This is a genomic window from Veillonella faecalis (assembly GCF_024677885.1).
GTDB classification, from domain to species: Bacteria; Bacillota; Negativicutes; order Veillonellales; family Veillonellaceae; genus Veillonella; species Veillonella nakazawae.
In genome coordinates this window covers 60558-84500 of the sequence record NZ_JALBWL010000004.1, presented here as the reverse complement: position 1 = coordinate 84500, position 23943 = coordinate 60558, and the positions used below count along the sequence as shown (strand labels likewise).

General features: G+C 38.8%; 28 protein-coding genes and 1 tRNA gene. 7 read left to right on the top strand and 22 right to left on the bottom strand.

Annotated elements, in window-relative coordinates; translation table 11 throughout:
* Nucleotide 1 precedes the first annotated feature (1 nt).
* The 6 genes from MOQ65_RS08420 to MOQ65_RS08395 all read right to left on the bottom strand — a co-directional run bounded on the left by MOQ65_RS08420 (nt 2) and on the right by MOQ65_RS08395 (nt 6501).
* Nucleotides 2-655: a methionine ABC transporter permease gene (locus MOQ65_RS08420; protein ID WP_005387966.1), complete on the bottom strand. Its 654-nt coding sequence runs from the start codon at nt 653-655 to the stop codon at nt 2-4.
* Complete coding sequence (locus MOQ65_RS08415) at nt 636-1682, bottom strand: methionine ABC transporter ATP-binding protein (RefSeq protein WP_257847274.1); 1047 nt, start codon at nt 1680-1682, stop codon at nt 636-638. Before MOQ65_RS08415 ends, MOQ65_RS08420 begins: the two co-directional genes overlap by 20 nt.
* Before the next feature lie 55 nt (nt 1683-1737).
* Nucleotides 1738-2595: an aminotransferase class IV gene (locus tag MOQ65_RS08410; protein WP_005387963.1), complete on the bottom strand. Its 858-nt coding sequence runs from the start codon at nt 2593-2595 to the stop codon at nt 1738-1740.
* Between the two features lie 174 nt (nt 2596-2769).
* Nucleotides 2770-3891: an acyltransferase gene (locus MOQ65_RS08405; RefSeq protein WP_257847273.1), complete on the bottom strand. Its 1122-nt coding sequence runs from the start codon at nt 3889-3891 to the stop codon at nt 2770-2772.
* A 10-nt stretch (nt 3892-3901) separates the two neighbouring features.
* The gene (locus MOQ65_RS08400) at nt 3902-5725 is read right to left on the bottom strand and encodes a DUF4127 family protein (protein ID WP_257847272.1); all 1824 of its coding nucleotides are present in this window, start codon (nt 5723-5725) and stop codon (nt 3902-3904) included.
* Nucleotides 5726-5853: 128 nt separating this feature from the next.
* The gene (locus tag MOQ65_RS08395; RefSeq protein ID WP_213467709.1) at nt 5854-6501 is read right to left on the bottom strand and encodes a trimeric intracellular cation channel family protein; all 648 of its coding nucleotides are present in this window, start codon (nt 6499-6501) and stop codon (nt 5854-5856) included.
* Nucleotides 6502-6584: 83 nt separating this feature from the next.
* On the opposite strand from MOQ65_RS08395, the gene tadA reads away from it, so the two are divergent.
* The 3 genes from tadA (at nt 6585) to MOQ65_RS08380 (ending at nt 8495) form a co-directional block, all read left to right on the top strand.
* Nucleotides 6585-7127 (top strand): tRNA adenosine(34) deaminase TadA, encoded by a 543-nt coding sequence (gene tadA, locus MOQ65_RS08390; RefSeq protein WP_257847300.1) that lies wholly within the window; start codon nt 6585-6587, stop codon nt 7125-7127.
* A tRNA-Ser gene (locus tag MOQ65_RS08385) sits at nt 7081-7171 on the top strand. Before tadA ends, MOQ65_RS08385 begins: the two co-directional genes overlap by 47 nt.
* Before the next feature lie 136 nt (nt 7172-7307).
* Complete coding sequence (locus tag MOQ65_RS08380) at nt 7308-8495, top strand: MFS transporter (protein ID WP_257847271.1); 1188 nt, start codon at nt 7308-7310, stop codon at nt 8493-8495.
* 63 nt (nt 8496-8558) lie between these two features.
* Here MOQ65_RS08380 and MOQ65_RS09675 read toward each other — a convergent pair whose 3' ends face one another.
* The 8 genes from MOQ65_RS09675 to MOQ65_RS08345 all read right to left on the bottom strand — a co-directional run bounded on the left by MOQ65_RS09675 (nt 8559) and on the right by MOQ65_RS08345 (nt 14855).
* Nucleotides 8559-8792 carry an IS3 family transposase gene (locus tag MOQ65_RS09675; protein WP_373027854.1) on the bottom strand — a complete coding sequence of 78 codons (234 nt, stop codon included), beginning with the start codon at nt 8790-8792 and terminating at the stop codon, nt 8559-8561.
* Nucleotides 8793-8843: 51 nt separating this feature from the next.
* A complete protein-coding gene (locus MOQ65_RS08375; protein WP_257847299.1) occupies nt 8844-9413 on the bottom strand; it encodes an IS3 family transposase in 570 nt (189 codons plus the stop codon).
* Entirely contained in the window at nt 9377-9946 is a 570-nt protein-coding gene (locus MOQ65_RS08370; protein WP_241670441.1) for a transposase, read from the bottom strand. The genes MOQ65_RS08375 and MOQ65_RS08370 overlap by 37 nt, the downstream gene beginning before the upstream one ends.
* 87 nt (nt 9947-10033) lie before the next feature.
* Nucleotides 10034-10489, bottom strand: a complete 456-nt coding sequence (locus MOQ65_RS08365) for a hypothetical protein (protein ID WP_213467706.1) — start codon at nt 10487-10489, stop codon at nt 10034-10036.
* 900 nt (nt 10490-11389) lie between these two features.
* Complete coding sequence (locus MOQ65_RS08360) at nt 11390-12637, bottom strand: L-cysteine desulfidase family protein (RefSeq protein WP_257847270.1); 1248 nt, start codon at nt 12635-12637, stop codon at nt 11390-11392.
* Between the two features lies 1 nt (nt 12638).
* Nucleotides 12639-13010: a RidA family protein gene (locus tag MOQ65_RS08355; protein WP_105085321.1), complete on the bottom strand. Its 372-nt coding sequence runs from the start codon at nt 13008-13010 to the stop codon at nt 12639-12641.
* A 116-nt stretch (nt 13011-13126) separates the two neighbouring features.
* Nucleotides 13127-13909: a hypothetical protein gene (locus MOQ65_RS08350; protein WP_257847269.1), complete on the bottom strand. Its 783-nt coding sequence runs from the start codon at nt 13907-13909 to the stop codon at nt 13127-13129.
* A 1-nt stretch (nt 13910) separates the two neighbouring features.
* Nucleotides 13911-14855 carry a hypothetical protein gene (locus MOQ65_RS08345; protein ID WP_257847268.1) on the bottom strand — a complete coding sequence of 315 codons (945 nt, stop codon included), beginning with the start codon at nt 14853-14855 and terminating at the stop codon, nt 13911-13913.
* 240 nt (nt 14856-15095) lie between these two features.
* Here MOQ65_RS08345 and menA point away from each other — a divergent pair, with 240 nt between their 5' ends.
* Entirely contained in the window at nt 15096-15992 is an 897-nt protein-coding gene (gene menA / locus MOQ65_RS08340) for a 1,4-dihydroxy-2-naphthoate octaprenyltransferase (RefSeq protein ID WP_257847267.1), read from the top strand.
* Between the two features lie 257 nt (nt 15993-16249).
* Nucleotides 16250-17071, top strand: coding sequence for a MetQ/NlpA family ABC transporter substrate-binding protein (locus tag MOQ65_RS08335; protein WP_156719647.1), 822 nt, complete (start codon nt 16250-16252; stop codon nt 17069-17071).
* Nucleotides 17072-17113: 42 nt separating this feature from the next.
* On the opposite strand, the gene MOQ65_RS08330 is transcribed toward MOQ65_RS08335, so the two are convergent.
* From MOQ65_RS08330 to MOQ65_RS08315, 4 genes are read right to left on the bottom strand one after another with little or no spacing between them, the layout of a single operon-like run.
* Nucleotides 17114-17530, bottom strand: coding sequence for a cytidine deaminase (locus MOQ65_RS08330; RefSeq protein ID WP_257847266.1), 417 nt, complete (start codon nt 17528-17530; stop codon nt 17114-17116).
* Between the two features lie 10 nt (nt 17531-17540).
* Nucleotides 17541-18842 carry a pyrimidine-nucleoside phosphorylase gene (locus tag MOQ65_RS08325; protein WP_257847265.1) on the bottom strand — a complete coding sequence of 434 codons (1302 nt, stop codon included), beginning with the start codon at nt 18840-18842 and terminating at the stop codon, nt 17541-17543.
* Nucleotides 18843-18895: 53 nt separating this feature from the next.
* Nucleotides 18896-19558, bottom strand: coding sequence for a deoxyribose-phosphate aldolase (deoC, locus tag MOQ65_RS08320; protein ID WP_257847264.1), 663 nt, complete (start codon nt 19556-19558; stop codon nt 18896-18898).
* A 14-nt stretch (nt 19559-19572) separates the two neighbouring features.
* Entirely contained in the window at nt 19573-20202 is a 630-nt protein-coding gene (locus MOQ65_RS08315; protein WP_119206488.1) for a 3'-5' exonuclease, read from the bottom strand.
* 203 nt (nt 20203-20405) lie between these two features.
* Between MOQ65_RS08315 and pyrF the strand changes: the two genes are divergently transcribed.
* Nucleotides 20406-21125 (top strand): orotidine-5'-phosphate decarboxylase, encoded by a 720-nt coding sequence (pyrF, locus tag MOQ65_RS08310; RefSeq protein WP_156719623.1) that lies wholly within the window; start codon nt 20406-20408, stop codon nt 21123-21125.
* Nucleotides 21122-21709 carry an orotate phosphoribosyltransferase gene (gene pyrE, locus MOQ65_RS08305; RefSeq protein ID WP_105085311.1) on the top strand — a complete coding sequence of 196 codons (588 nt, stop codon included), beginning with the start codon at nt 21122-21124 and terminating at the stop codon, nt 21707-21709. Before pyrF ends, pyrE begins: the two co-directional genes overlap by 4 nt.
* Nucleotides 21710-21989: 280 nt before the next feature.
* Here the strand turns inward: pyrE and MOQ65_RS08300 are convergent, their stop codons facing one another.
* The 4 genes from MOQ65_RS08300 to MOQ65_RS08285 form a co-directional block, all read right to left on the bottom strand.
* Nucleotides 21990-22430, bottom strand: a complete 441-nt coding sequence (locus MOQ65_RS08300; protein ID WP_257847263.1) for a transcriptional regulator — start codon at nt 22428-22430, stop codon at nt 21990-21992.
* A gap of 123 nt (nt 22431-22553) precedes the next feature.
* Entirely contained in the window at nt 22554-22955 is a 402-nt protein-coding gene (locus MOQ65_RS08295) for a transcriptional regulator (protein ID WP_257847262.1), read from the bottom strand.
* A 9-nt stretch (nt 22956-22964) separates the two neighbouring features.
* Entirely contained in the window at nt 22965-23540 is a 576-nt protein-coding gene (locus tag MOQ65_RS08290; protein ID WP_024047881.1) for a DUF1700 domain-containing protein, read from the bottom strand.
* Entirely contained in the window at nt 23527-23856 is a 330-nt protein-coding gene (locus tag MOQ65_RS08285; RefSeq protein WP_036466165.1) for a PadR family transcriptional regulator, read from the bottom strand. The genes MOQ65_RS08290 and MOQ65_RS08285 overlap by 14 nt, the downstream gene beginning before the upstream one ends.
* Between the last annotated feature and the right edge of the window lie 87 nt (nt 23857-23943).

The window sequence follows — 23943 nt, the reverse complement described above, 5'->3', positions numbered from 1 at the left end:
CCTACTTCTTATTCATCGCTTTAGACCAAGCATCGCCAATCATTTGGACTAATTGTACCAAAATAACCAAGATGATAATGGTAGCAATCATAATATCAGCTTGGAAACGTTGGTAACCATAGCGGATAGCAATATCACCAAGGCCACCGCCACCGATAGCACCAGCCATTGCAGAGTAACTGATGAGGTTAACGATAAGAACCGTTACGTTATCGATAATCGTAGGCAATGCTTCAGGTAATAATACTTTCCAAATGATTTGGAGTGGACTTGCACCCATGGATTGGGCCGCTTCAATTACGCCAAAGTTAATATCTTTAATAGATGTTTCTACAAGGCGTGCTAAGAATGGAATTGCAGCGATTGTTAAAGGCACACAAGCTGCAGTGGTACCAATAGATGTGCCTGCCACCATACGAGTGAATGGAATGATAGCTACCATCAAAATGATAAATGGTACGGAACGCGTTGCATTGACGATAGCACCTAGCACCTTATTAAGCGCTACATTTTCTAAGATATGACCCTTAGAGGTTACTACCAAAATAACACCGAGAGGGATACCAAGTAACATAGCCATGACCGTAGAAATAATGGTCATTTGCAATGTATCAAGGGTACCAGTTATGAGAAGATTAATGATTTGCTCTGACATAACCGATCACCTCGCTTTCAATTGGTAATGTTTTGATGTAGTCTAAGCCCTCTTGCGCATTTTCTGGGTCACCATTCAAGATAACGATAAGGCGACCAACGCATGTATTTTGGATATAGTCGATGCCACCAAAGAGGATACTTACATCGAGGTTAAAGCGTCGTACGAGACCTGCCACTACAGGTTCATCTGTAGATTGGCCTGTGAATTTAAGGCGTACTAATGGAGTTGTACCTGCAATCCATTGGTCATGCAATTCTAAATGTTCTAACGCTTCTGGCGGTAAGTTGTCACTTACTACAGAGCTGATGAATTCTTTTGTGGTATTTTCACGAGGATGTGTAAATACTTCAACAGTGCTACCTTCCTCGAGGATTACGCCGCCTTCGATAACCGCTACGCGATCACAAATTTCACGGATTACGTGCATTTCATGAGTGATGAGAACGATAGTAAGGCCCATTTTTTCGTTGATATCTTTCAACAATTTCAAAATGGATTCTGTTGTTTGCGGATCCAGAGCAGATGTAGCTTCATCACAAAGAAGAACCTTTGGATTAGACGCTAAGGCACGTGCAATACCAACACGTTGTTTTTGACCACCAGACAATTGAGATGGATAGTTATTCATACGCTCAGTAAGGCCTACGATATCAAGGATTGGCGTAATGCGTTCCTTGATTTCGGATTTGCTCAAGCCTTGTAATTCCAACGGAAATGCCACATTGTCATACACTGTACGAGAGGACAAAAGGTTAAAATGTTGGAAAATCATACCAATATCTTTGCGTGCTTTACGTAAATCGGATTTGCTAAGTGTTGTTAAATCTGTACCATTGACGATAACAGAGCCAGATGTAGGCGCTTCGAGCATGTTGATGCATCGAATCAATGTGGATTTACCGGCCCCAGATTGACCGATAATGCCAAAGATTTCACCTTCTTTAACTTCAAGGCTAATATCTTTTAAGGCTTCCACACGAGTAGCGCCTTCATAGACTTTACTAATGTGTTGTAATTGAATCAAAATAATGTCCTTTCTTAAGGTAAAAGTTTACCATGTAATGAAAGTAGATTACCTATTAAGGCAAACCTTCTTCCATCAATTTTTCTAGTGCTTCGCGTAGACGAAGTGTAATAGCACCTGGTTTACCACCGGATACTGGATTTCTGTCTAGCTTAGTAATTGGGATGACACCACCAATTGTATCGGTAAAGAATAATTCGTCCGCATCATCTACAAAGGCGCGGTCAAATTCTTTTTCGATGAGAGTAATACCTAGAGATGGTGCTACGCGAGTCAAAATCATTTGGCGCGTAATACCTTTTAAGATATGATTATCTGCTGGATGCGTATACAAGATACCATCTTTGACAGCAAATACATTGGATGTTGCACCTTCTGTACAAACGCCATCACGGAACAACATGGCAGTATAAGCAAATTTCTTCTCCGCTTTAGTTTGAGCCAAGATATTTGGAATCAAGTTAGTAGTCTTAACATCTACATGGTCCCAACGCTCATCAGGTAATGCAATCGCTTTTACACCTTCACCCAATTTATTAACTGCATCCATATCCAAATTGCGGATAGACATGAGCATTTGTGGTTCTAGTTTAGAACGATCATATGCATGATGACGTGGCGCTACCCCACGAGAGATTTGCAAATAAATATAGCCCTCTTTGATTTCACTTTGCTCGATTAGAATTTCGTGCAATTCTGTTAAATCATCTGGGGTCATTTTTACGGGAATATCCATTTCACGCATGGAGCGATACAAGCGATCTTGATGGTAAGACAACGCGAAGCAACGGCCTTTTACAACACGTACAACTTCGTATACGGAATCACCAAACAAATAGCCACGGTCATCAATGCTGATAACTTTGGCACCTGGTTCAACGAATTCGCCATTAAAATATGTTAATTCTTGCATAGGAGCACCTCTTTTTCTATATCGTTACTCTATCAAGTAGTAATCATCATGGACTTATTATATCACAATTACTTTCAAATTTTCACGCTTTACTTTGTGAAAGATATAACTTAGATATACAAAAATCCGCTAGGATACCATAGTTAAAAACTATATCCTAGCGGATGTATATTATTAATGTCCCAATATAAATTTACGTAATGGTTTAGGTACATGGTTTAATGTCACGGCAGTCAAATAGGACAGGCCTAGCGCCATCACATACATAGCTAGCACATTAACTACGGTATATAAAAGATTATATTTAGCCATCACGCCAGAGATGATCAACAACCAGAATGGATGTGCTAAATAAATACCGTAGGACTTATCCCCTATTTCTGACCAAGTAGATTCCATAGTCGCATTCATTGGTAAGGTTTGGAATAAGAACAGACTAAATAGTGTTCCCAGTCCAGTATAGAGAACACCCATTGGGCTCATTTGATGAACTGTATAAATTGCTTCTAGAACAGTATAATGCCATACGTCCATGACATAGTAGTAGGATCCAAGCATCAATAAAACAGAGCCTACCGCACTAACACCTAATAAGTAACGATAGCGCCACATGTATTCACATACCGTTTCATAGCGCTCAGCACATACAGCACCCAACAAGAATATCCACACATAATGGATAACCCAATAATTAAGTCTCATATCAAAAAGATATTTCAACACAGGGTTATTACTAAGATGTTCTGTTACCCAACGGCCGAGCATGTAAGACGAAACATAATCGATGCCAACTTGGATGATAAATAATAGAACCATCCAAAATACAGGGCGTTTTAAGATGACTTTCACCATAGCTCGCCATAGAGGCATCATCACGTAGAACCATAAGAGGATAACCATAAAGTATAAATGATACATAGACGTACCAAATAATAGATTTACAGCCAATGGTCCCGGATGCAAATTACCTAGATTATGCGCCGTTAGTCCCGTGTAGAGCAAATAAAATATGGACCACGTAATATATGGAAATAGCACCACCTGAATACGGCGGTGCATAAATTCCTTATATGAGAATGGTCCCTCTACAGATGTATGGTAGAACAATCCAAATGCAGAGAGGAAGAAAAATGCTGGTACTCCAAAGCGCGATAGAATTTCTAAGACGCTAATGAGTTCTAAATTTACAAAAGGATTTTGTAATGCGTAAGAACCTACATGAATGCCGATAACACCGAGCATACAGAGGCCACGCATATATGTAATTTCCGGTAAAAATGCTTTTTTCATGTCCATTCCCTATTCACTATTGACCAGGTACAACTGCAGGTGTTGGCACAAGGCGTGGCCCTTGAGATGTTGTAGCCGGTTGTTTAACTACTGGAATTACAGATGATGTAATTTGAACAGCTGTTGTCTTTACTGGTTGAGCAGGTTGAGCAGGTTGTGCTGGTGCAGCTTGACCATTAGCCTTAGCTGCTGCTTCTGCCTTAGCCTTAGCTTCTGCCTCAGCTTTAGCTTTCGCTTCTGCTTCACGTTTCAAGCGCAATTCTTTTTCAAGAGGTACTACAGGTTTATCGTAGATTGTAATATCTGTTTCGAATAGACGGCCCCAAGGGAATGTAGCTTTTACTGTACGAGGGTCGACTTTAAGGTATTTTTCAGCGAAGTCTTGGATACGTTCACCTAAGTAGCTTTCAAGACGTTCATTCAACTCGCCAGAGTAACGTACATTATCTGTACGAATGGAATCTTGCATACGGTAAATATCTTTCCGGATATTTGCTTGGTACGCCCAGTTATCCAAATATTGTTGAGTCAACATTTTGCGGTGACCTTCTGGGCTCATAGTTTTGAGCAATACGCCTTGAGCAACGGCATAACCTACCGTATTACTTGCTGTATTCCAACCATTATAGGCACCGATTTTGTATAGCAAATCGCGCTTATACATGGCAGATACCAATGTATTATCAGCGCCATTGTTATAAGCAATATCAGCAACACTAACATTTACACCAGAATCAACAGCTTGTTGAATTCGATCTACGAAAGCATTTGTAGAATTAGAAATCATCGGGAAGTTCTCGAAGCTTTCAGATTCACCAGTGCTTGTAGTAAGTGGTGTATTTACTGCTAACAACACAGTTGGTTTACCTTGTGTCACCATAGTGCCACCTACGGCCTCAACGTGTTGCGCAATTGTTTTATCGATAGTTTGGTCTTCGTAACCTGGCAATGTTTTACCGCCACCACCAAGTGGATAAATTACGGAGAATGTTGGTTTTTCTGTACTTTCATCGGTACGAGAACGAGCCATCAACAAGAGCCCAAGTTGGTCGGCACCAGGGAAGCTACCATATTTCTCAGCAGGAATATCCTTAGAGTATTTACTTAAGTAACGACCTTCTAATGCAGATTGGGACAATTGAGATGTATCATCATGGCCCAATGCAAAGTAATCGAATACACCGCTACGAGTTTCGTCGATCAACTCTTTGTTGATTTTCATATTTTTTTGACGGCGGTCAAACCAGTCTTGTAAATATTCTACAGGAACAGAGGCTTGTAAGCTCATCAATTTTTGAGTTTCCTCTTGTGTTAAGGAGCCAGAGTCTAATTTATCTTGCAATGCTGCAATTTGGAAGATAGTAGGACCATATTCTGCATAGTAAGCTGGTTCAGTGCCGCCACCACTAGCACGTGGAGAACGCATTACAGTACCAAAGCCATAAATACGCACGTTTTTATTACGAGCTTTTAGGGATTCAATACGTTTTAAACGGCTTTCCAATGTGGAAAGTGGAATATTATGTTTACGAGAGTCTACAAGACCACCATAAATAAGTGTATCTGTACTCAATACCATCACATCAGCACGGCCTGCATTTTGTTCAACCCAAGCCATGATTTGATCTGCTTGACCTTGGTAATTCTTACCAGAAATCAAGTTCTGAGGTGGTGTCAATATAGTCATACCTGCTTCGCGAGCTGTATCTACAGTATATTGTAAGCTTACAGGGCGATCATCTTGAGGTACATACAACACGGTTTCCGCATCAATATTAATAGATGTACCAGTAGCGATAGCTGCAGCCATAAGTGCTACTTTCAACCATTTATTCGTCATAAATCAAATCTCCTTCTGTGTAGCGAGTACTCCCGACTCGCGAAATTAACTGTTTTATAATACTCTCTTTTTCTGACACTTTTATGAAATGTTCATATGCTCAATAGTATAATTATATCATTTGACTATTATTTCGCAACTGGCTTGGTTTTCCCTACCTTAGGCAGACTCCAATTGTACTTGATGGCTAACAAACGGATAACGAGTACCACTGTGAAAGCACCATATACGGCCATACTGTCCCAACTAGATGTAACCATAAGATAATAAACGATGCCGCCAATAATACTAGGCAAGGCATATACATCCTCTTTCAAAACAGATGGGATGCGTTGCGCCAACATATCGCGGATAATACCGCCACCAACAGCAGTGATTGTACCGAGCAACACAATAAAGATAGGCAACTCTGGATAGAGTTTAAAACCTGCAGAAGCACCTGTTACGGTAAATGATGCTAAGCCTAATGCATCGGCTAATAAATAACTAGCTCGACTACGAGGCCCCATCGCATGCTTGCGATATCGGCTGTTATAAATCAAGAACACGATAACAGTTACCACTAAAACAACGGTAACATACACTACATTTCGCAATGAATTCGGCGGAAAATAGCCGAGCAACACGTCCCGTACAATACCACCACCAATAGCAGTAGCCAATGCAAGGACAGTCATACCAAATATATCCATCTTCCGAGCTACCCCAACGAGTGCACCGGATACAGCAAAGGCAATGGTGCCAATCATATCAAACATATACCATATAATATCCATAATTCCCCCATATAATCTATTCGCATAACTGCGTACACTGTGATAGACTTTATGTAAGATATTATACATGAAGAGGTATGCCAATGACAAAAGACATTACTGTAGACATTGAAAATATGGATGAACGCTCTCGCGACGAGTATTTTATGACCATCGCTATGGAAGAAGCGCGCAAGGCTTATGCTCTTGGGGAAATTCCGATCGGTGCCATTCTTGTAAAAGACAATATCATCGTTTCACGCCATCACAATCGTCGTGAACTCGATCATGATGCAACGGCTCATGCAGAGGTTCTCGTAATCCGCGAAGCATGCGATGTCCTAAAGCGCTGGCGGTTGACTGGTTGTACCCTGTATGTTACGATAGAGCCGTGTCCGATGTGCGCTGGAGCCATTATCAACAGTCGTATTGATCGCGTTGTATATGGTGCAAGTGATTACAAAGGAGGCGCCGTAGAGTCGCTATTCAATGTGCTTTCTCACCCAGGTTTAAATCATGAACCTGAACTAGCATCTGGTGTGCTTGGTGATGAATGCAGCCAAATTATGAAAGACTTCTTTAAAGAGCGCCGTAAAGCACGGAGGAGTACCCAAGAGGCTGAAGGGTCCGCACTCGAAATGCGGTAGGTCGGGCAACCGGCGCGGGGGTTCAAATCCCTCCTCCTCTGCCAACTGAACTATATAAAGCGCTAACTATTGTTAGCGCTTTTTTTGTATCTATATTTATCAATACTTTAGTAACTTTATGAGTTATAATATACACAAGATATAATTACTGCTATTAAATAGACTCAAGGGGACACTACTATGAAAAAATATTACCCTTATCTCATCACAGTGAGTCACATGATCAACGACTCCTGTCAAAGTGTGTTGCCTGCCCTCTTACCTCTGTTCATTTATACCTATGGACTGAGCTTAGAGCAAGCAGGTTTTCTCATCTTAGCTAATACAGCATTATCATCATTATTACAGCCTTTACTAGGTTATATTTCAGACAAGATCAATCAACCGCGGCTCATTGCCTTCGGCGTTTTATTATCTGCATGTAGTACAGGTATGATGGGCTTTGTTACCTCTTATGAAAGCCTCCTCGTTTGTGCCACATTAGCTGGCGTTGGCTCTTCCATCTTCCATCCTGAAGGCGCGAAGATTATGAATCGTCTCGGTGGTGGCAAGAAAGGTAAGGCCATGGGTACCTTTGCTATCGGCGGCAGCTCAGGCTTCGCCTTTGGTCCACTCTTTGCAGGTGCCATTGCTTATACAGTTGGGCCTCATGGATTGGCAGCTTTCACCGTAGTAGGTATTATTATATTTACTATATTGTTCGTACTAATGCCTCGTATCGTGGCTCATGCACGTACTATCGACCAAGCAGTAGCTACTGAAAATCCAACAGTGGCGGCAAAACCGTTGAAGAACTACTGGAAATACTTTGGCATCTTGTTCGTTATCATCTTGAGCCAATCAGTAAACTTCCGCGTTATCAATGCGTTTATTCCGATTTTCTGGACTCGTGAGCTCGGTACAAGCCCTGAACAAGGTAGCTTTGCCTTGACCGTATTCTTTAGTATCGGCATCTTCATGACCTATATTGGCGGTCTATTGGGCGATAAATTTGGTCCTATCAAGATTATCAGACTATCCCTATTAGTTTGGTTACCTGCTATGTTCCTATTAACAGAGGTTCCAACCTTCTCACCACTCATCATGATGCCTGTAGCCTACTTGCTACTACTCATGATTGGTGCAGCTAAAGCAATTAGCTACAGCCCAGTTATCGTACTAGGCCAAACATATCTAGCCAAAAGCATCGGCTTTGCATCGGGTATCACCCTTGGCGTGAGCCAAACTATCGGTGGCGTAATCGCTCCTGTCGTAGGTAACCTAGCAGATACCTACTCCCTACCTGTTGCTATGATGACACTCGTGCCATTCCTCGTAATGGGCCTTGGGGCATCATTGATACTTAAAGATCCTAAAAAATTACAATAAAAAAGAATTACAAAAAGGGCTGTAAAATGATATGTACCCATTTTCCTGGACACATATTATTTACTAGCCTAAACACATGGATGCTTCCCTGTATTTTACAGGAGGCATCCATTTTGTTTTTTTCTGAATCCTTTTGTTATTGTAATAGTTAATATATTCTTCTATCGCTGCTGCAAAAGCATTAAAAGATGAATATTCTCTCTCAAAACCATAATATATTTCCGTTTTCAATCTACCAAAAAAGGTTTCCATCACAGAGTTATCATAACAATTTCCTTTTCGAGACATAGATTGAATAATACCATGTTCTTTGAGTGTTCTCCTAAAGTACTTATGTTGGTATTGCCATCATTGATCAGAATGGAGGATTAATCCTGAAAGATTAGTAAACTTCTTGAATGCCTTCTCTAACATACGAGAAATTTGTTCTAAGTTAGGCCTTAATGCTAAGTCATAAGCAACAATCTCATTCGTATTCATATCTAAAATAGGCGACAAATAGCATTTTCCCCACGAGAAATTAAATTGAGACACATCAGTAGTCCATTTTTGTAATGGTGCAGTTGTACTAAAATCTCTATTGACGATATTTTCTGCTACCTTACCGACTTTCCCTTTGTAAGAGTGATACTTTTCTTTCGGTCGCTTTCCTGCAAGTCCCATAATATGCATAAGTCTTTGCACTCGTTTATGATTGACTGCAAAGCCTCGATTAAGAAGCTCTTGATATACACGGCGTACACCATACCGGCCTTTATGTTCTGTAAAAATCTTTTGAATTTCATCTTTTAGCTCTGTATTTCTTTTATCTACAAGATCTACTTTAGTAAGTTCAAAATAATAGGTAGATTTGGACATTGGCATAGCTTTCAAAAGATGTTTTAGTTGATAGCCTTGTTGGCGGAGCGTTTTGATAATCGCTGCTTTTTCGCCTTGAGTCGCGCAGCCTCTTTTTCTTCTCTCAAGGCAATCTCTTTTTTTATGACTTCATTTTCAGCTTTAATATAAGCGTTTTCAGCTCGTAAGCGAATGAGTTCCTCATATTCACTCTCTTTGAGCTCTCGGGATGAGATAGTCTTAGGTACTTTCATTTTGCAATCCTTTGATGGTCGTCCTTTAGGTTTATTAATAAGACCATTGTATCCCAAAGTTTTGTATTTATGAACCCATTGATACAGTTGGCCAGTATTAATTCCAGCCCTAATAGATACAGAGCGGATAGATTCTCCAAATAATACTTGGCATACTAACTCATATTTCTTCTCTGGAGACCAACATCGCTTATCTGGATTATGCTTATTGATTTCTGAGCCATTAAACTCTTCCTGTTTAGCCCATTTTATTATTTGTTCGTGAAAAGTATGAGTCAATACTCCAGTTGGCGTCTCTGGCCATTCACCTTGATAGAATAATTCAATTGCTTTTCTTTTAAATTCATAACTATATCTCATGAAAATACCCCCTTTACTGGTTGTCCAGTAAAGGGGGTACATATCAAAACAGCCCTTTTGTTTTATACATATACTATCTACATTAAATCAATATGATTTATTATTTTTAATAGTTTGACGTGGCATAACTAATACAACCATATTAACTGAATGTACAATAATACTTTTTATTTCTCCAGGAAGTAATATAGAACCTAAGAGAAGAAAATTAATCCATAGATACCATTTCGGATTCGTAATACCAATATCAACCAAACGCTTAATACCAATATATTGCGTACCCATATTACAAACTATTAATACAAGTACAAATAATATGGTACCTAACATAGAGTTTATATAAGGTTCATTAAATAAATACCTAACCTGCGGTAACACTACAAGGACAATACTCTCTACAATGAGACTATAGAAGAAAAACCACTTCCTATTTAATGCAGAATAATCCGTTCTCCAAAAGTTCCCACATGTAATAAAATTATAAGAATATAAAAGAACTACTGAACCAAAATATATCACCAAAAACATTAAAACCGTCATCATTTACCTCATACAAGATTATAAAACCGAGTAGCTTACTCACTTTTACCTGGTGTGAAGTAAAGCAAAAGCTGGACTAGCATCATAAGTGACATTAAATCAGGAATATACTTAGATAATATAAGACCCGATATAAATACAACAGGATAAAATAAAGGGGAGCACCATTTCAAATCAACAATTCTTCGCATTCCACACAAAAAGAATTGAGATATACTTATAGCACCTATAATGCAAACTATAATAGCATATAAAAGGTTGCTACTGTCATATACACTAATCTTCAAGCGATAAGTTAAAAATAAACTGAATATAATGCCTATATAGGTAATAATATAGATCTTAAAAAAATCACCACGCCCCATCGGTATCCTATAGTTCCAACCATTGATTCGATAGACACTACCAACTATTACAAATATAAGTGATATAACAAGAATAAAGTACCAAATATAATTTATAAAAAACACCAAAACACCTACTTTATTTCTTTAAAGGTAGTTTACTCCTAATATATGCTACCGTCATAAAGCTTACAAACATTATAGAAAGATTTATAATTCTATAATCATTTCTATATTGAATATTGTTTATCAATAAAATTTCAATCAATGATGTAGCAATTAATATTACTGGTGCAATATAAAATAAAAATTTACTACTTATTTTGACTGGGCCTAACACTGTAGTTATTGCCATAATAATAAAAATTATTGTAAATATACCTAATCCCATTAACGTTGCACCTATAATCCACTCAATATTTCATACATTGTAATCTATATGTTTATTTAATTTATATATCCTATGAATAATAAAAAATATAATCAACATTATAATATCATAGTATACAAGTTAATATACAAAAAAGCCCCCTTACGGGGACTTATATTTTTAGCTAAATTAGTGTTTTAGCATTTCATTCAAGATAACTACGTCCGTTTCTTTCATACCTTGAGCCACAGTACCGATACTGCGGATGGTATCGTCAACGGTATATGCTACAAGGCCATCGCCTTTTTGGTAGTTCTTGTTAAGGCGAGCTTGTTTATAGCCCATGAACGCGCCATTAAGGGAGATAGCAATTTTACCTGCACAGGATGGTTTTGCTCCATCGCAAACGATACCGGATAAGCTGGCAAGACCATTTACTAAAGTATTCTCAATGATATCCTTGCTATCACCTTTCAAGAAGGCAATACCGGCTACACTTACAACACCAGCAGATACAACACCGCAGTAGGCGGACAATTTACCAATACCAGATTTAACGTACAGTGTTAACAAGTTAGCAAAGACTAGCGCTCGGTACAGTTCATCATCACTTTTACCAAGTTCCTCAGCAGTTGTAATGATAGGCACTGATACTGTTAAGCCTTGGTTACCAGAGCCAGAGCAAATTACAACAGGCAATGGACACCCACTCATGCGCGCATCGGATCCAGCTGCTGCACGAGCCTTACATTTCGTTTCTAGAGACGGATTTTCTTCATCCAACAACAAGAGCTGGCCAATATTGGAGCCATAATCATTAGATAAACCTTCTCGAGAAATAGCTGTATTGTATTCTACTTGCTGTTTGATTTGAGGAATAATGCCAGAAATATCTGCCGTTTTAGAAAACTCGTAAATGCTATCAAAGGTCATAGCATATTCTTTTTTTGCGACCTTCTTAATTTCATTGATTGTTTCAGACACAATCTCACCATCTACAGCAACATAGGTTACATTCGTATGGTCATTTTCAATGCGAACCACCGCTGTATGTTCATCTGTTTCAGCAGTGATTTCGATATAAAGATTATCTACACCTTCAGCAAGTGAGACCGTACAGAAGTTAGCATTCAACAATGTGCCAAGCCATTTACGATCTTCATCTGTAGCAGATTCTAGTACCTCTAGCTCACGCTCAGGATGACCTACGATGGCACCAAGGGTAGCAGCCGCTTGAAGGCCCTTTCGCCCACCAGAGTTAGGAATTACTACGGATTTTACATTTTTAATAATATTCGCGCTGCATCGTGCGTGAATATGGTTAGGAAACTCATCTAAAACAGAGACTGCCTTCGCAGCCGCATAAGCCAATGCAATCGGCTCAGTGCACCCGAAGGCAGGACGCATCTCTGATTTTAATAAGGAAATATAATCCATCTTATACTTCCGCAATAATTTCCACTTCTACCAAAGCACCCAATGGAAGATCTTTTACTGCTACGCAAGAACGAGCTGGTTTAGAAGTGAAGTATTTAGCATACACTTCGTTAAATGCTTTGAAGTCAGCGATATCAGCCAAGAAACAAGTAGTTTTAATAACTTCAGAGAAGTCAGAACCTGCTGCAGCCAATACAGCATCAATGTTTTTGCATACTTGTTCAGTTTGCTCTACGATACCGCTTGCAACAATGGAACCAGTTGCAGGATCGAGTGGAATTTGACCAGAAGCGAATAATAAACCGCCTACTACTTTAGCTTGAGAGTAAGGACCTACTGCTGCTGGAGCTTTGTCTGTGTGAATTGTGTTCATAATAATTCTCCTTTAAAATATAATTGAAAATAATATAAATTATTCTAATGCCGCCATACTCACATTAGTAATTACCTTGTAAATGACATACTTCGTGAAAGCATATCTATAACAAATTATTTAATAGATTTGAAGGCGTTGTCAAATATCGTTTTGAAATAATCCCGTTGTACATCAGTTGTTACACCTACGTATAGTACCGGTTTACCTGGCTTCAACACAAATGCAGCATTTGCATAAAGCGGAGTTTGTACATTTCCATCCGCATATAACAAGCGAGAACTTGCTGCATAAGTTTGATATTTTGTACCAGCCACAGGATGTACTTGTTCCGCATTTTCTACAGTAAGCGTTCTAGGTTTTATAAGCAGTTCACCTGACCGAGTCTTAAGATTAGCATAGCGTTTCGGATCATTTAAAGGTACTACAGTAGTAGTAGTAGTAGTTGGAATTTGCTTGTTAATAGCACCTAACATGAGTTGTTCTGTAACAGGGTCAATTTGGCCTTTATCAAGAGCTGCCATTGCAGCCACAAACATAGGGTCATTAGCCTTATCTTTAGCTACTTTTTGCGCTATTTGTTTAACATCTACAGCTACTACTAACGCATCCTTTTGACCTGTTTTGTCAGCACCTTTTAATTGGTATACGTCAAAAGTAGTGCCAAAGTTTTGAAGAAGCTCCTTGGCCATCATATTTGCCATTGAAGATTTTGAAGGATTCTCATTCAATTGTTTTTCTACAAAATCACGTGTATTTGTTTTAGATGCAGAAACAACATTTACATTGTTAGGCACTACCATAGAACCTGCAATAGTTTGCACATCCTTAGCGAAACCTACGCCAGATACAGTACCTAATAAACAGGCTGCACAAGCCAATACTTTCAAAGATTTCATATTATTTACCTCCCTTAAGAGATTGTGTTTGATACATATGATTCAACTCATTAGCCCAATAATCATAGCTAGAATCATCAGATGATAAAATCTGTAAGGATACACCTTTATCTGTAGGAACGGCATAACCAATCAAAGCATAAGAATTTCTAAAACCATCATATATAAGACTACCACGTAAATCACCAGTCACAGCTGTACCATAGCGTGTTTGCACAGGTTTATAGGCCACATGCGTTGCATCTAGGCTCACTTGTTTTGCCATAAAGTCTACATAAGAACGGAATTCTTCTATACTTTTAGGAGATGATTTCTTATCTGTGGCAAGCATTTTATCAAAGGCACCCATAATTTGAGTAGGTAACTTATCATTTATCATTTTTAAGTCTTTAGCTAATTTAGCACCTTCAATGGTGTTACCTTTTAAATTTTGTAATTTTTCTTGAGCTAACTCTTTAGAATAAAACTCTACCGATTTAGAATCAGAAGAATTTTCCGCAGCAGTTTTTACATCTGTGCCCTTCGCCACAACAGTCTTAGCCATGCCTATTACTTGATCTATGGCATTTTTAGAATAGTTGATAACCAGTAATTCACCTACATGGTGACCTTGTTTATCAGTTCCTTGTAATTGATAGTAGGAAAATCCATCTAAAATATCGCCCTTCATAGGTGTGACAGGAACTGGAGCATGCAATTTAAAGTTAACATTAACAGCATCCATAGCCGCTTTATTTGCAGCTGAAATTATTTGACTTTGCTCATTATTTCGCAGCTTTGCATCCGTAGGAACATGTATTACCTCTACTGCTTTCACTGTAGGAGATGTACTGCCATACAAACCATATCCTAAATCTACTGTATCAGCACATGCCACTGCGCCCATGCCAACAGTCAAGCACGTCGCACAAGCCAATGTCATCAATTTTTTATTGAGAGCTCTCATAAGACACCTCACGATTTAACAATACACTATGTATACAGATTATATTCATAACCTGTACTGCATCTATAAGATTTCAAAAAGATAATCTATACTGCATATATTAATTATTATACTATATAGAGATGTATAACTGTATAGTGTAATTTACAACCTATCAGTTCTGCTATACAATACTTAAATAGATATGTAAACATAGGGTATGAGAAATAGAAAGGAGTGCACACTTGGTGTGCTTTTATTATGATACAAGAAATAATTCCACTCACTAGGCCTCGTACATTAGCGGCCGCTTTAGGGCCTACCATTTTAGGTGCATCCTTTAGTTATTACGCATTTGGTGCCGTAAAGGGTACAGGTCTCGCCATTTTCCATACGATTTTAATATTTTTAGCTGTTGTAACAGCTCAAATTGTTGCTAACTTATGGAATGAATATAAAGATTTTAAATCTGGTCTCGATGCGGGGCAGAAGGTCGGCAATGCTGGTTCTATCACCCGTGGTGCCATTACACCAGAGCTCATCGTTACCATGATTAAGGTACTCATGGTTGTACCTATTATCATCGGTCTTTATCTATCGGCAACCATTACTTGGTACTATATTCCAGCTGGTTTTCTTTGCATTCTCATCAGTTTTCTCTACTCTGGTGGGCCAAAACCGATTTCTCGCACACCATTTGGTGAAATTTCCTCTGGTATCGCTATGGGTTTTGCCATCGTCCTCATTACAGGCTATGCATGGACGCGAGACTTATCTTTAGCATTATTAATCCCTGCTATTCCATCTACATTGCTCGTTGGTTCCATTATGCTCACGAATAACATTCGTGATATTCGAAATGATGAAAGCCATGGTCGTCGTACATTACCAATCGTATTAGGCCGTGAACGTGCCCTCAGTTTAATGAGTATCACCTACCTATTCAACTTTATTTGGATCCTTGCATGGATCATCGTAGGTCACATGACATGGTTCTCCCTCTTCGCCTTTTTCGCAGCACCACTAGCTTTCAAAACAGTACATACCTTAAGTACTAAAACAGATGAGTTCCTACTCGACAAAGCTATGGGTACAACTGCAGGGGCTGCAATGATTTACCAAATTATGTGGTCCATTGGACTTATCATAGGTAAATAAGGTTGAACCATAGATTCAATTATTAGCAAATAAGTGTTTACCAATACATACATTAAATACAATAAATAAAATTACATAAAATAAAGAGAGATTTCCAAACACTATCAACTATTTATAGATACTAGTTTGGAAATCTCTTTTTGGTATAACTTTAAGCTATGGAGAACTCGTAACAATTCCTTCTTGATAGATAGGAAATAATTTAGTACTATAAATGTAATATTTTATATGAAATGATTGTAAAAGGAGTGTGTCTAATGAGAAAATTTTTAGCATTAGCAGCTACTGTAATCCTTGGCGGTGCTTTATTGATCGCTGGTTGCGGTAATGACAATAACAAACAAGCTGCTAACAACGGCAAACAAGTATTAAAAATCGGTGCTACAGCAGTACCTCACGCAGAAATTTTGGAACAAGTTAAACCTGTCTTGGCAAAAGATGGTATTGATTTACAAATCACTGAATTCACTGATTACAACACACCAAACATTGCTTTGGGTGATAAAGAAATCGATGCAAACTTCTTCCAACATGTACCTTACATGGATGAATTCGCAAAAGCTCACAACCTTCCACTAGTATCTGCTGGTGGTGTTCACCTTGAGCCAATGGGCTTATACTCCCATCAAATTAAAGATTTAAAAGATCTTCCTAAAGGCGCTAAAATCGCTATCCCTAATGACCCTACAAACGGTGGTCGTGCATTATTGTTATTGCAAAAAGAAGGTCTTATCACATTGAAAGATTCCAGCAATATCTTGTCTACAATTCAAGATATCACTTCCAATCCTAATGGTTACCAATTTGTTGAATTAGAAGCAGCTCAAATACCTCGTTCTCTTGACGATGTAGCTTTAGCAGCTATTAACACAAACTATGCATTAAATGCAGGTCTTAACCCTAGTAAAGATGCATTGGCAATCGAATCTAAAGATTCCCCTTACGTAAACATCGTAACTGTACTTAAAGGCAATGAAAGCGATCCTCGCATCAAAAAATTGATGGAAGCTCTTCATAGCCCTGAAATCAAAAAATTCATTGAAGAAAAATACAAAGGTGCAGTTGTTCCTGCATTCTAAGTTATAACAAAAAAGAGACCACATCGGTGGTCTCTTTTTTTACTATAAGCTGTCCGCACCAAATCTAAATGGTAATAATTCATCAAGGTCAAGGACTCTATAATTTCCTTTTAAATTAGCCAAAATAATCTGTGGTATTTCAAATTCAGAAATTACTTGGCGACAAGCACCGCATGGTGCACAAGGCCCTTCCGTATCAGCAACTACGGCGAGGGCCTTAAATTTTGTACGACCTTCTGATACGGCTTTAAATATAGCAGTTCGTTCTGCACAGTTAGTTAAACCATAAGATGCATTTTCTATATTGCAACCTTCATAGATTGCCCCATCCTCACACAGAAGGGCTGCACCCACTCCAAAATGGGAATAGGGACTATAGGTTTTCTCACGCGCTACTATGGCACGATCAATAAGCTTTTGAATTTCCTGTTCCGTCATATCAGTTTCCTTTTCTATCATATGGATATCCTTATTCCACCATATCAAGAATCGTATCTACCACCACTGGTGCTGTTTTACCAAAAGTAATTGCCTCTAAATAAGTTTTACAGGCATTAGCAAGCAAACTTTCATCAGATGCATACATAGTAGCTATACTTTCACCAGCCCTAACAGCATCACCGGTTTTCTTGTGCATTACTATGCCTGCACTATAATCAATAGGTCCATCCTTAACAGTGCGACCAGCCCCGAGCATAACAGAGGCAATCCCACATTGTTCTGTATTCATGTGTGTAATGTAACTGTCTTGAGGCGCTGTAACATCATAAGTGAATTTCCCGATGGCTAGTAAACTTTCATCATCAAGAACACGACTATTTCCACCTTGAGCATCAATCATCATGCGCAATCGTTCAAGAGCTGCTCCCGAATTAAGAGCCTCTTGTACGCGACTGAGAGCAATTTCATAATCACAAATTTGGCTCAACACAAGCATATGAGCTGCCATAATAACACATTCATGAGTTAAATCCTCTGGGCCATGACCTTTCAACGTATCAATAACCTCACGGATTTCCAAAGCATTACCAATGGCATGACCCAGTGGTCTATCCATATCGGTTAAAACAGCCTTAACAGAGCGGCCATTTTCCGTTCCAATATCTACCATTGCTTTAGCCAATGCACGAGCATCATCTAAGGTTTTCATAAAGGCGCCACTACCAACCTTTACATCCAGCAAAATGGCTTGTGCCCCAGAGGCTAATTTTTTACTCATTACAGAGGATGCAATTAGAGGGATACTATCGACGGTGCCTGTTACATCACGCAAAGCATATAGCTTCTTGTCTGCAGGTGCCAGCCCTTCAGATTGTCCGATGACGGCAAGACCTATTGTATTGACTTGATTAATAAATGCCTCTTGGTCCAATGATACCTTTAGATTTGGTATGGACTCCATCTTATCGATAGTGCCGCCCGTATGCCCTAAACCACGACCAGACATTTTCGCCACCTTGCCTCCACAAGCAGCTACGAGAGGACCTATGATAAGTGTTGTCTTATCCCCTACACCACCAGTGCTATGCTTATCTACTGTTATCCCATCAATATCGGACAAATCTACCATATGCCCCGATTGTGCCATCGCTAATGTCAATGTGCCTAGTTCACGAGCATTCATCCCATTAAATACAATGGTCATCAACAAAGCACTCACTTGGTAGTCGGGAATTTCGCCATTCACATAGCCAGAGATGACAAAGCGAATTTCCTCATCTGTTAATGGTAAATTAGAACGTTTTTTTAGAATAATATCATACATGCGCATGGTTATACCGCCATTCTAAGAAACCACCTAAGCACTGCCTAGGTGGTTTTCTATTACACTTCTTCGTCTAAATGATCTTTAAGTAGTTCTACTGCTGCACTGGCGCCAATACGGCTACAACCTTCTGCAATATAAGCTTTCATATCAGAGATAGAACGAATACCACCGGCAGCCTTAATTTTTACATTAGGGCCGATGTGTTTCTTAAAGAGTTGTATATCTTCAAGGCTAGCACCACTGCTACCAAAACCTGTAGATGTTTTGATATAGTCGGCACCACCATCTGTAATGCATTTACAGAGAGCTACCTTTTCAGAATCAGTAAGGTAACAAGTTTCAATTATAACCTTTAAGATTTTGTCTCCACAGGCTGCTTTAAGAGCTTTAATTTCAGCAGTAACCGCATCAAAATCCCCTTGTTTTACATTGCCTAGGTTAATGACCATATCAATTTCAGAGGCCCCTTCCGAAAGGGCTTGTTTTGTTTCAGCTACCTTCACCTCTGTCGTTTCATAGCCAAGAGGGAACCCAATAACAGTGCAGACATTGAGCTCTGGATACGCTTCATGTGCAGAAGCCACAAAATCTGGAGGAATACAAACTGATGCCGTCTTATAGGCTACGCCGGCGTCACAAATTTCTTTAATATCATCCCATGTAGCTGTAGGACGTAATAGTGTGTGATCCACATAAGATAATAATTCTTTACCTAACATAGTGTCTCTCCTTACTAAAAGAACGACATTTGCTCTGGCTCAGGTTCTTTATGTAAAGCCTCTTGAGCAGCGCGATTTTTGTCATCAATAAATGGTTCTAGTGGTACACCTGTAGCCTTCAACAAATCTGGCAAGCTATTAACGCCCTTAGCCTTAGCCGCCTCTAATACAACCTTAGCACATGTTTCCGCATCATCCAATGCGTAATGATGTTTAAACTCAACCCCGATGTATGCAGCCATTGTATTTAGCTTATGGTTTACTAAATCTGGCCATACGGCACGTGAAAGTTTTACAGTACATGCATAATCTAGCTCTGGCCAAGGAATTTTATAGTAATCCAGTGTAGCACGTAATACATTCATATCGAATTTTGCATTATGAGCTACCATGATATTGCCTTTTAAATGATTCTCATAGATAGCATTCCACAATTGATCAAATGTTTTCTCATGGATAACATCCTTTGGTTGAATGCCATGAATTTCAATACATTCATCATCAAAGCTCATGAATGGTGGTTTAATAAGGCTGTATGCCTTTTTTGTAATCTGCCCGTCCTTTACGGTAATAACCGCCAAGGAGCACGCACTATTTTTAAATTTATTAGCTGTTTCAAAGTCTAATGCAACAAAATCTAACATAGGACTCCTTTCAAATCTATATGTTTCAAAATTTATATATAAGAATTATATTCATTTTCTCCATTTATTATAGCATGAAACAGTCTATAATCTACTATTCAAGGGTGACTAATAGTCACCTCTTTCACATCAAATTTAATTGACAGATGGGCCCTCTGTATGTGAAAATTATTTAGATATATATGTAGTATGGAGGTTGCAAGATGGCAGATGACAGATTAATCGTTGCCCTTGATGTATCCACTATGGATGCGATGAAAGAAATCGTAACATCCCTTGGTGATGCGGTTAGCTTTTACAAGGTTGGCATGGAGCTATTCTACGCCGAAGGAGAGCAAACAGTTCGCTATTTACAAGAGCAAAACAAACAAGTATTTCTTGATTTGAAATTGCATGATATTCCTAATACAGTGGCACATGGCGTGTCTTCCCTAACTCGTTTAGGTGCTAACTTGATCACTATGCATGGTCAAGGTGGTCCAGTTATGATGAAAGCAGCTGTACAAGCAGCTCGCGAAACAGCTGAACAATTAGGTGTTGAAAGAACTAAATTGTTGGCAATTACTGTGTTAACTAGCTTTGATGATGAAGCTTGGACATCTACTGGTGGGCAACTACCTATTTCTGACCAAGTTATTCGTTTAGCAAAGCTGGCTAAAGAATGTGGCATGGATGGCGTTGTATGTTCCGCATTAGAAGCTAAGATGATCCGCGAAGCATGTGGTGATGATTTTCTCATCGTAACACCTGGTATTCGCCCATCCTTTGCAGCAACCGACGACCAAAAACGTATTGCTACACCTGCTAGTGCATTACAAGATGGCGCATCTCGCCTCGTTATTGGCCGCCCTATTACACAGGCTGAAAATCCTCGTGAAGCAGTTCGTTTAATTATTGAAGAAATGGAGAATGTATCCAAATGATGACAGAACAAGAAGTAAAACAATTACTGATCGACACTCAAGCTATTTTAGAAGGTCACTTCCTTTTGACATCTGGACTCCACAGCCCAATGTACGTTGAAAAATTTAATGTATTGCAACATCCTAAATACACTGAAACACTTTGTAAAGAATTAGCTGAACGCTTCCGTGATCAAAATGTAGAACTCGTTATTGGACCTATGACTGGTGGTATCTTACTAGCTCATGAAGTGGGTAAAGCTCTTGGTACACGCGCTATCTTCACAGAACGTGAAAAAGGTGTTATGACATTGCGCCGCGGCTTCAAAATTGAGCCAGGCACACGCGTGCTTATCGTTGAAGACATCGTAACAACTGGTGGTTCTGTACAAGAAGTAGTAAATGTTGTAAACCAATCCGGTGGTGAAATCGTAGGTGTAGGCCTTCTTGTTAACCGTTCTGGCGGTAAAGCAGAATTCGGCGTACCTCACGAAAAAGTACAAGCCTTACTTAACCTTGAAGTTCCTACATACAAACCTGAAGAATGTCCTCTTTGCAAAGACGGCGTAGCTATGACAGAACGCGGTTCCAAACACATCAAATAAAATGACTAAAGACCTATGCATATGCATAGGTCTTTTCTTTTAAATATATAAGTCAATAAAAATATTCCCAGTCTATCAAGTATAATCTATCTTTATAAATAGATACAAAAAGAGCTCCTTCACTGAGGAGCTCTTTTTGTTTGTGTGTAGTTATTGTGTGTAAGAGAGAGATTCTGATACGAATGTATCACATAGAGTGTGTGGCTCTATGGTGGCCATGAATGCACTTTCACGACCACGCACTCTGAAAGTGTTGTGAGAGAAAAGAATCAATAGAATACTATTGATTTTGAGTAATCTGTGGTGCACCTTGTTCCACAGGTGGTTGAGGTGCATTACCATTTGGTTGCTCACCTTGATGCATTTGGCCAGGTTGACCTTGCGGAGGCATTTGATGATTATTACATTGTTGTCTCATTTGATGGTTTTCACCTTCTGGTCTCATAGATTGATCGTTATCTTTTCGATGCATATTATCAACTGGATGATTCATTGGCATATGCTCCATTCGATCTTGTCTATGCATTTGGTTATTTTGATTTTCTAGTAGCATATCACATTTTTTATCTTGGAAATTGTTTGCATCATCATGATTTCGTTCTACTAACAAATTCATCTTGATTGGCTCATTATTATTTTGTACGTCATTAGTAGAAGCAAATGTTACACCGCCAATCCCAAATGCTGCGGTTAATACTGTAGCAATTAAAAGTTTTTTCATATTTTCACCTTTACCTAATATTCAAATACGATTAAAACAACGATATCCTCAGATAGATCTAACTCTATATCTATTAATATCTTAAAATATACGGCTCAATCTATATTAATAGTTTTATATATTTTATTGAGCTTGTGTCTCACCATTAGGTGCTTGTTCTGAAGCATTACCATTAGGTTGTTGCGGTCCTGGACCTTGTGGAGGCATTTGACCATTTGATTGCATATGTTGGCCATTATTTGGTCCCATACCATCTTGAGGCATCATTTGGTTTTGACCATTTTGGTACATATGTTGACCATTATTAGGCCCCATACCATCTTGAGGCATCATTTGATTATGTCCATCCATCATATGTTGATCCATATGCATATTAGGACCATCATGTCTATGTGGTTTTCTGAACTGTTGTTCATTTATTTTCATCCATTCGCCAAAATTTGGTAGATCATTTACAGCAAATGATGTACCTGCCCCTACAGCACTGATTACAGTTAGAATGGCAGCAATTATAATTCGTCTCATAGGTCCTCCTTAATCTACATTGCTGAAATAACGTTCGCGTACCCCACGAAGTTCAACACCAACAAAGATACATGTAAGGCCCCCAAAGAGACCTACACCACCAAGTGCAACTAAAGTTACTAATGATAATGCAGGAAATGCCGTTACATTCTCAAACGGTTGCCATGAGCTTCCAAGTAAATATAGGATAGCTGGTGTAATGATAAATAGTAAAACTCCTACGATATATGACAAAGCACTTCCAATAGATAACAATGTTTTAGATGCTTTTTTTGCCATTCCTGGTAATTGTGGCAATAAACGTTCTTTGTAATCATCAAATCTAGCATAGATTTCTTGCATATTAACAGATTTACTTTCACCACCATCTTGGCCTAATGTATCTGTAATAATGCCTGCATCTACATAAGATGCATAGATTTCCTCTGGAGTGCCCAAAGATTTAATGATTTCGCTATCCGTAAGTCCTCTTTCATAACCTACTGCAAAATGCTCTTCATAAACCTCGATAATACTTTCTACATCAGCAACATGGGCCTTTTTGAATATATTGCGCAGTGCTTCTAAAAAGCTATTTTTGTTCATTATAGTCGACTCCTTTCAACAGGATGTTGATTACACCAGAAAATTCATCCCATTCTTGGCGCATCTTATTGTATGCTGCACGACCATCAGTCGTGATATGATAATATTTTCGAGATGGTCCTGTAGAGGACTCTTTTAAATATGTTTCAACATACTTTTCTTTCTTTAATCTATTAAATAATGGATATATCGTTCCTTCCGAAATCTCAATATATTCTGAAATAGTGCTTACGATTTCATATCCATAGCGATCACTTTGTGTTAACAATGCTAGCACAAGCATATCCATAACACCTTTTTTTAATTGAACTTGCATAGTTCCTCCCTTTAGGTTGTGCCTACCTGCCAATGTGAAAGCTCTCTTACGGTCACTATCATGTACTGACAAATACATAATAACACA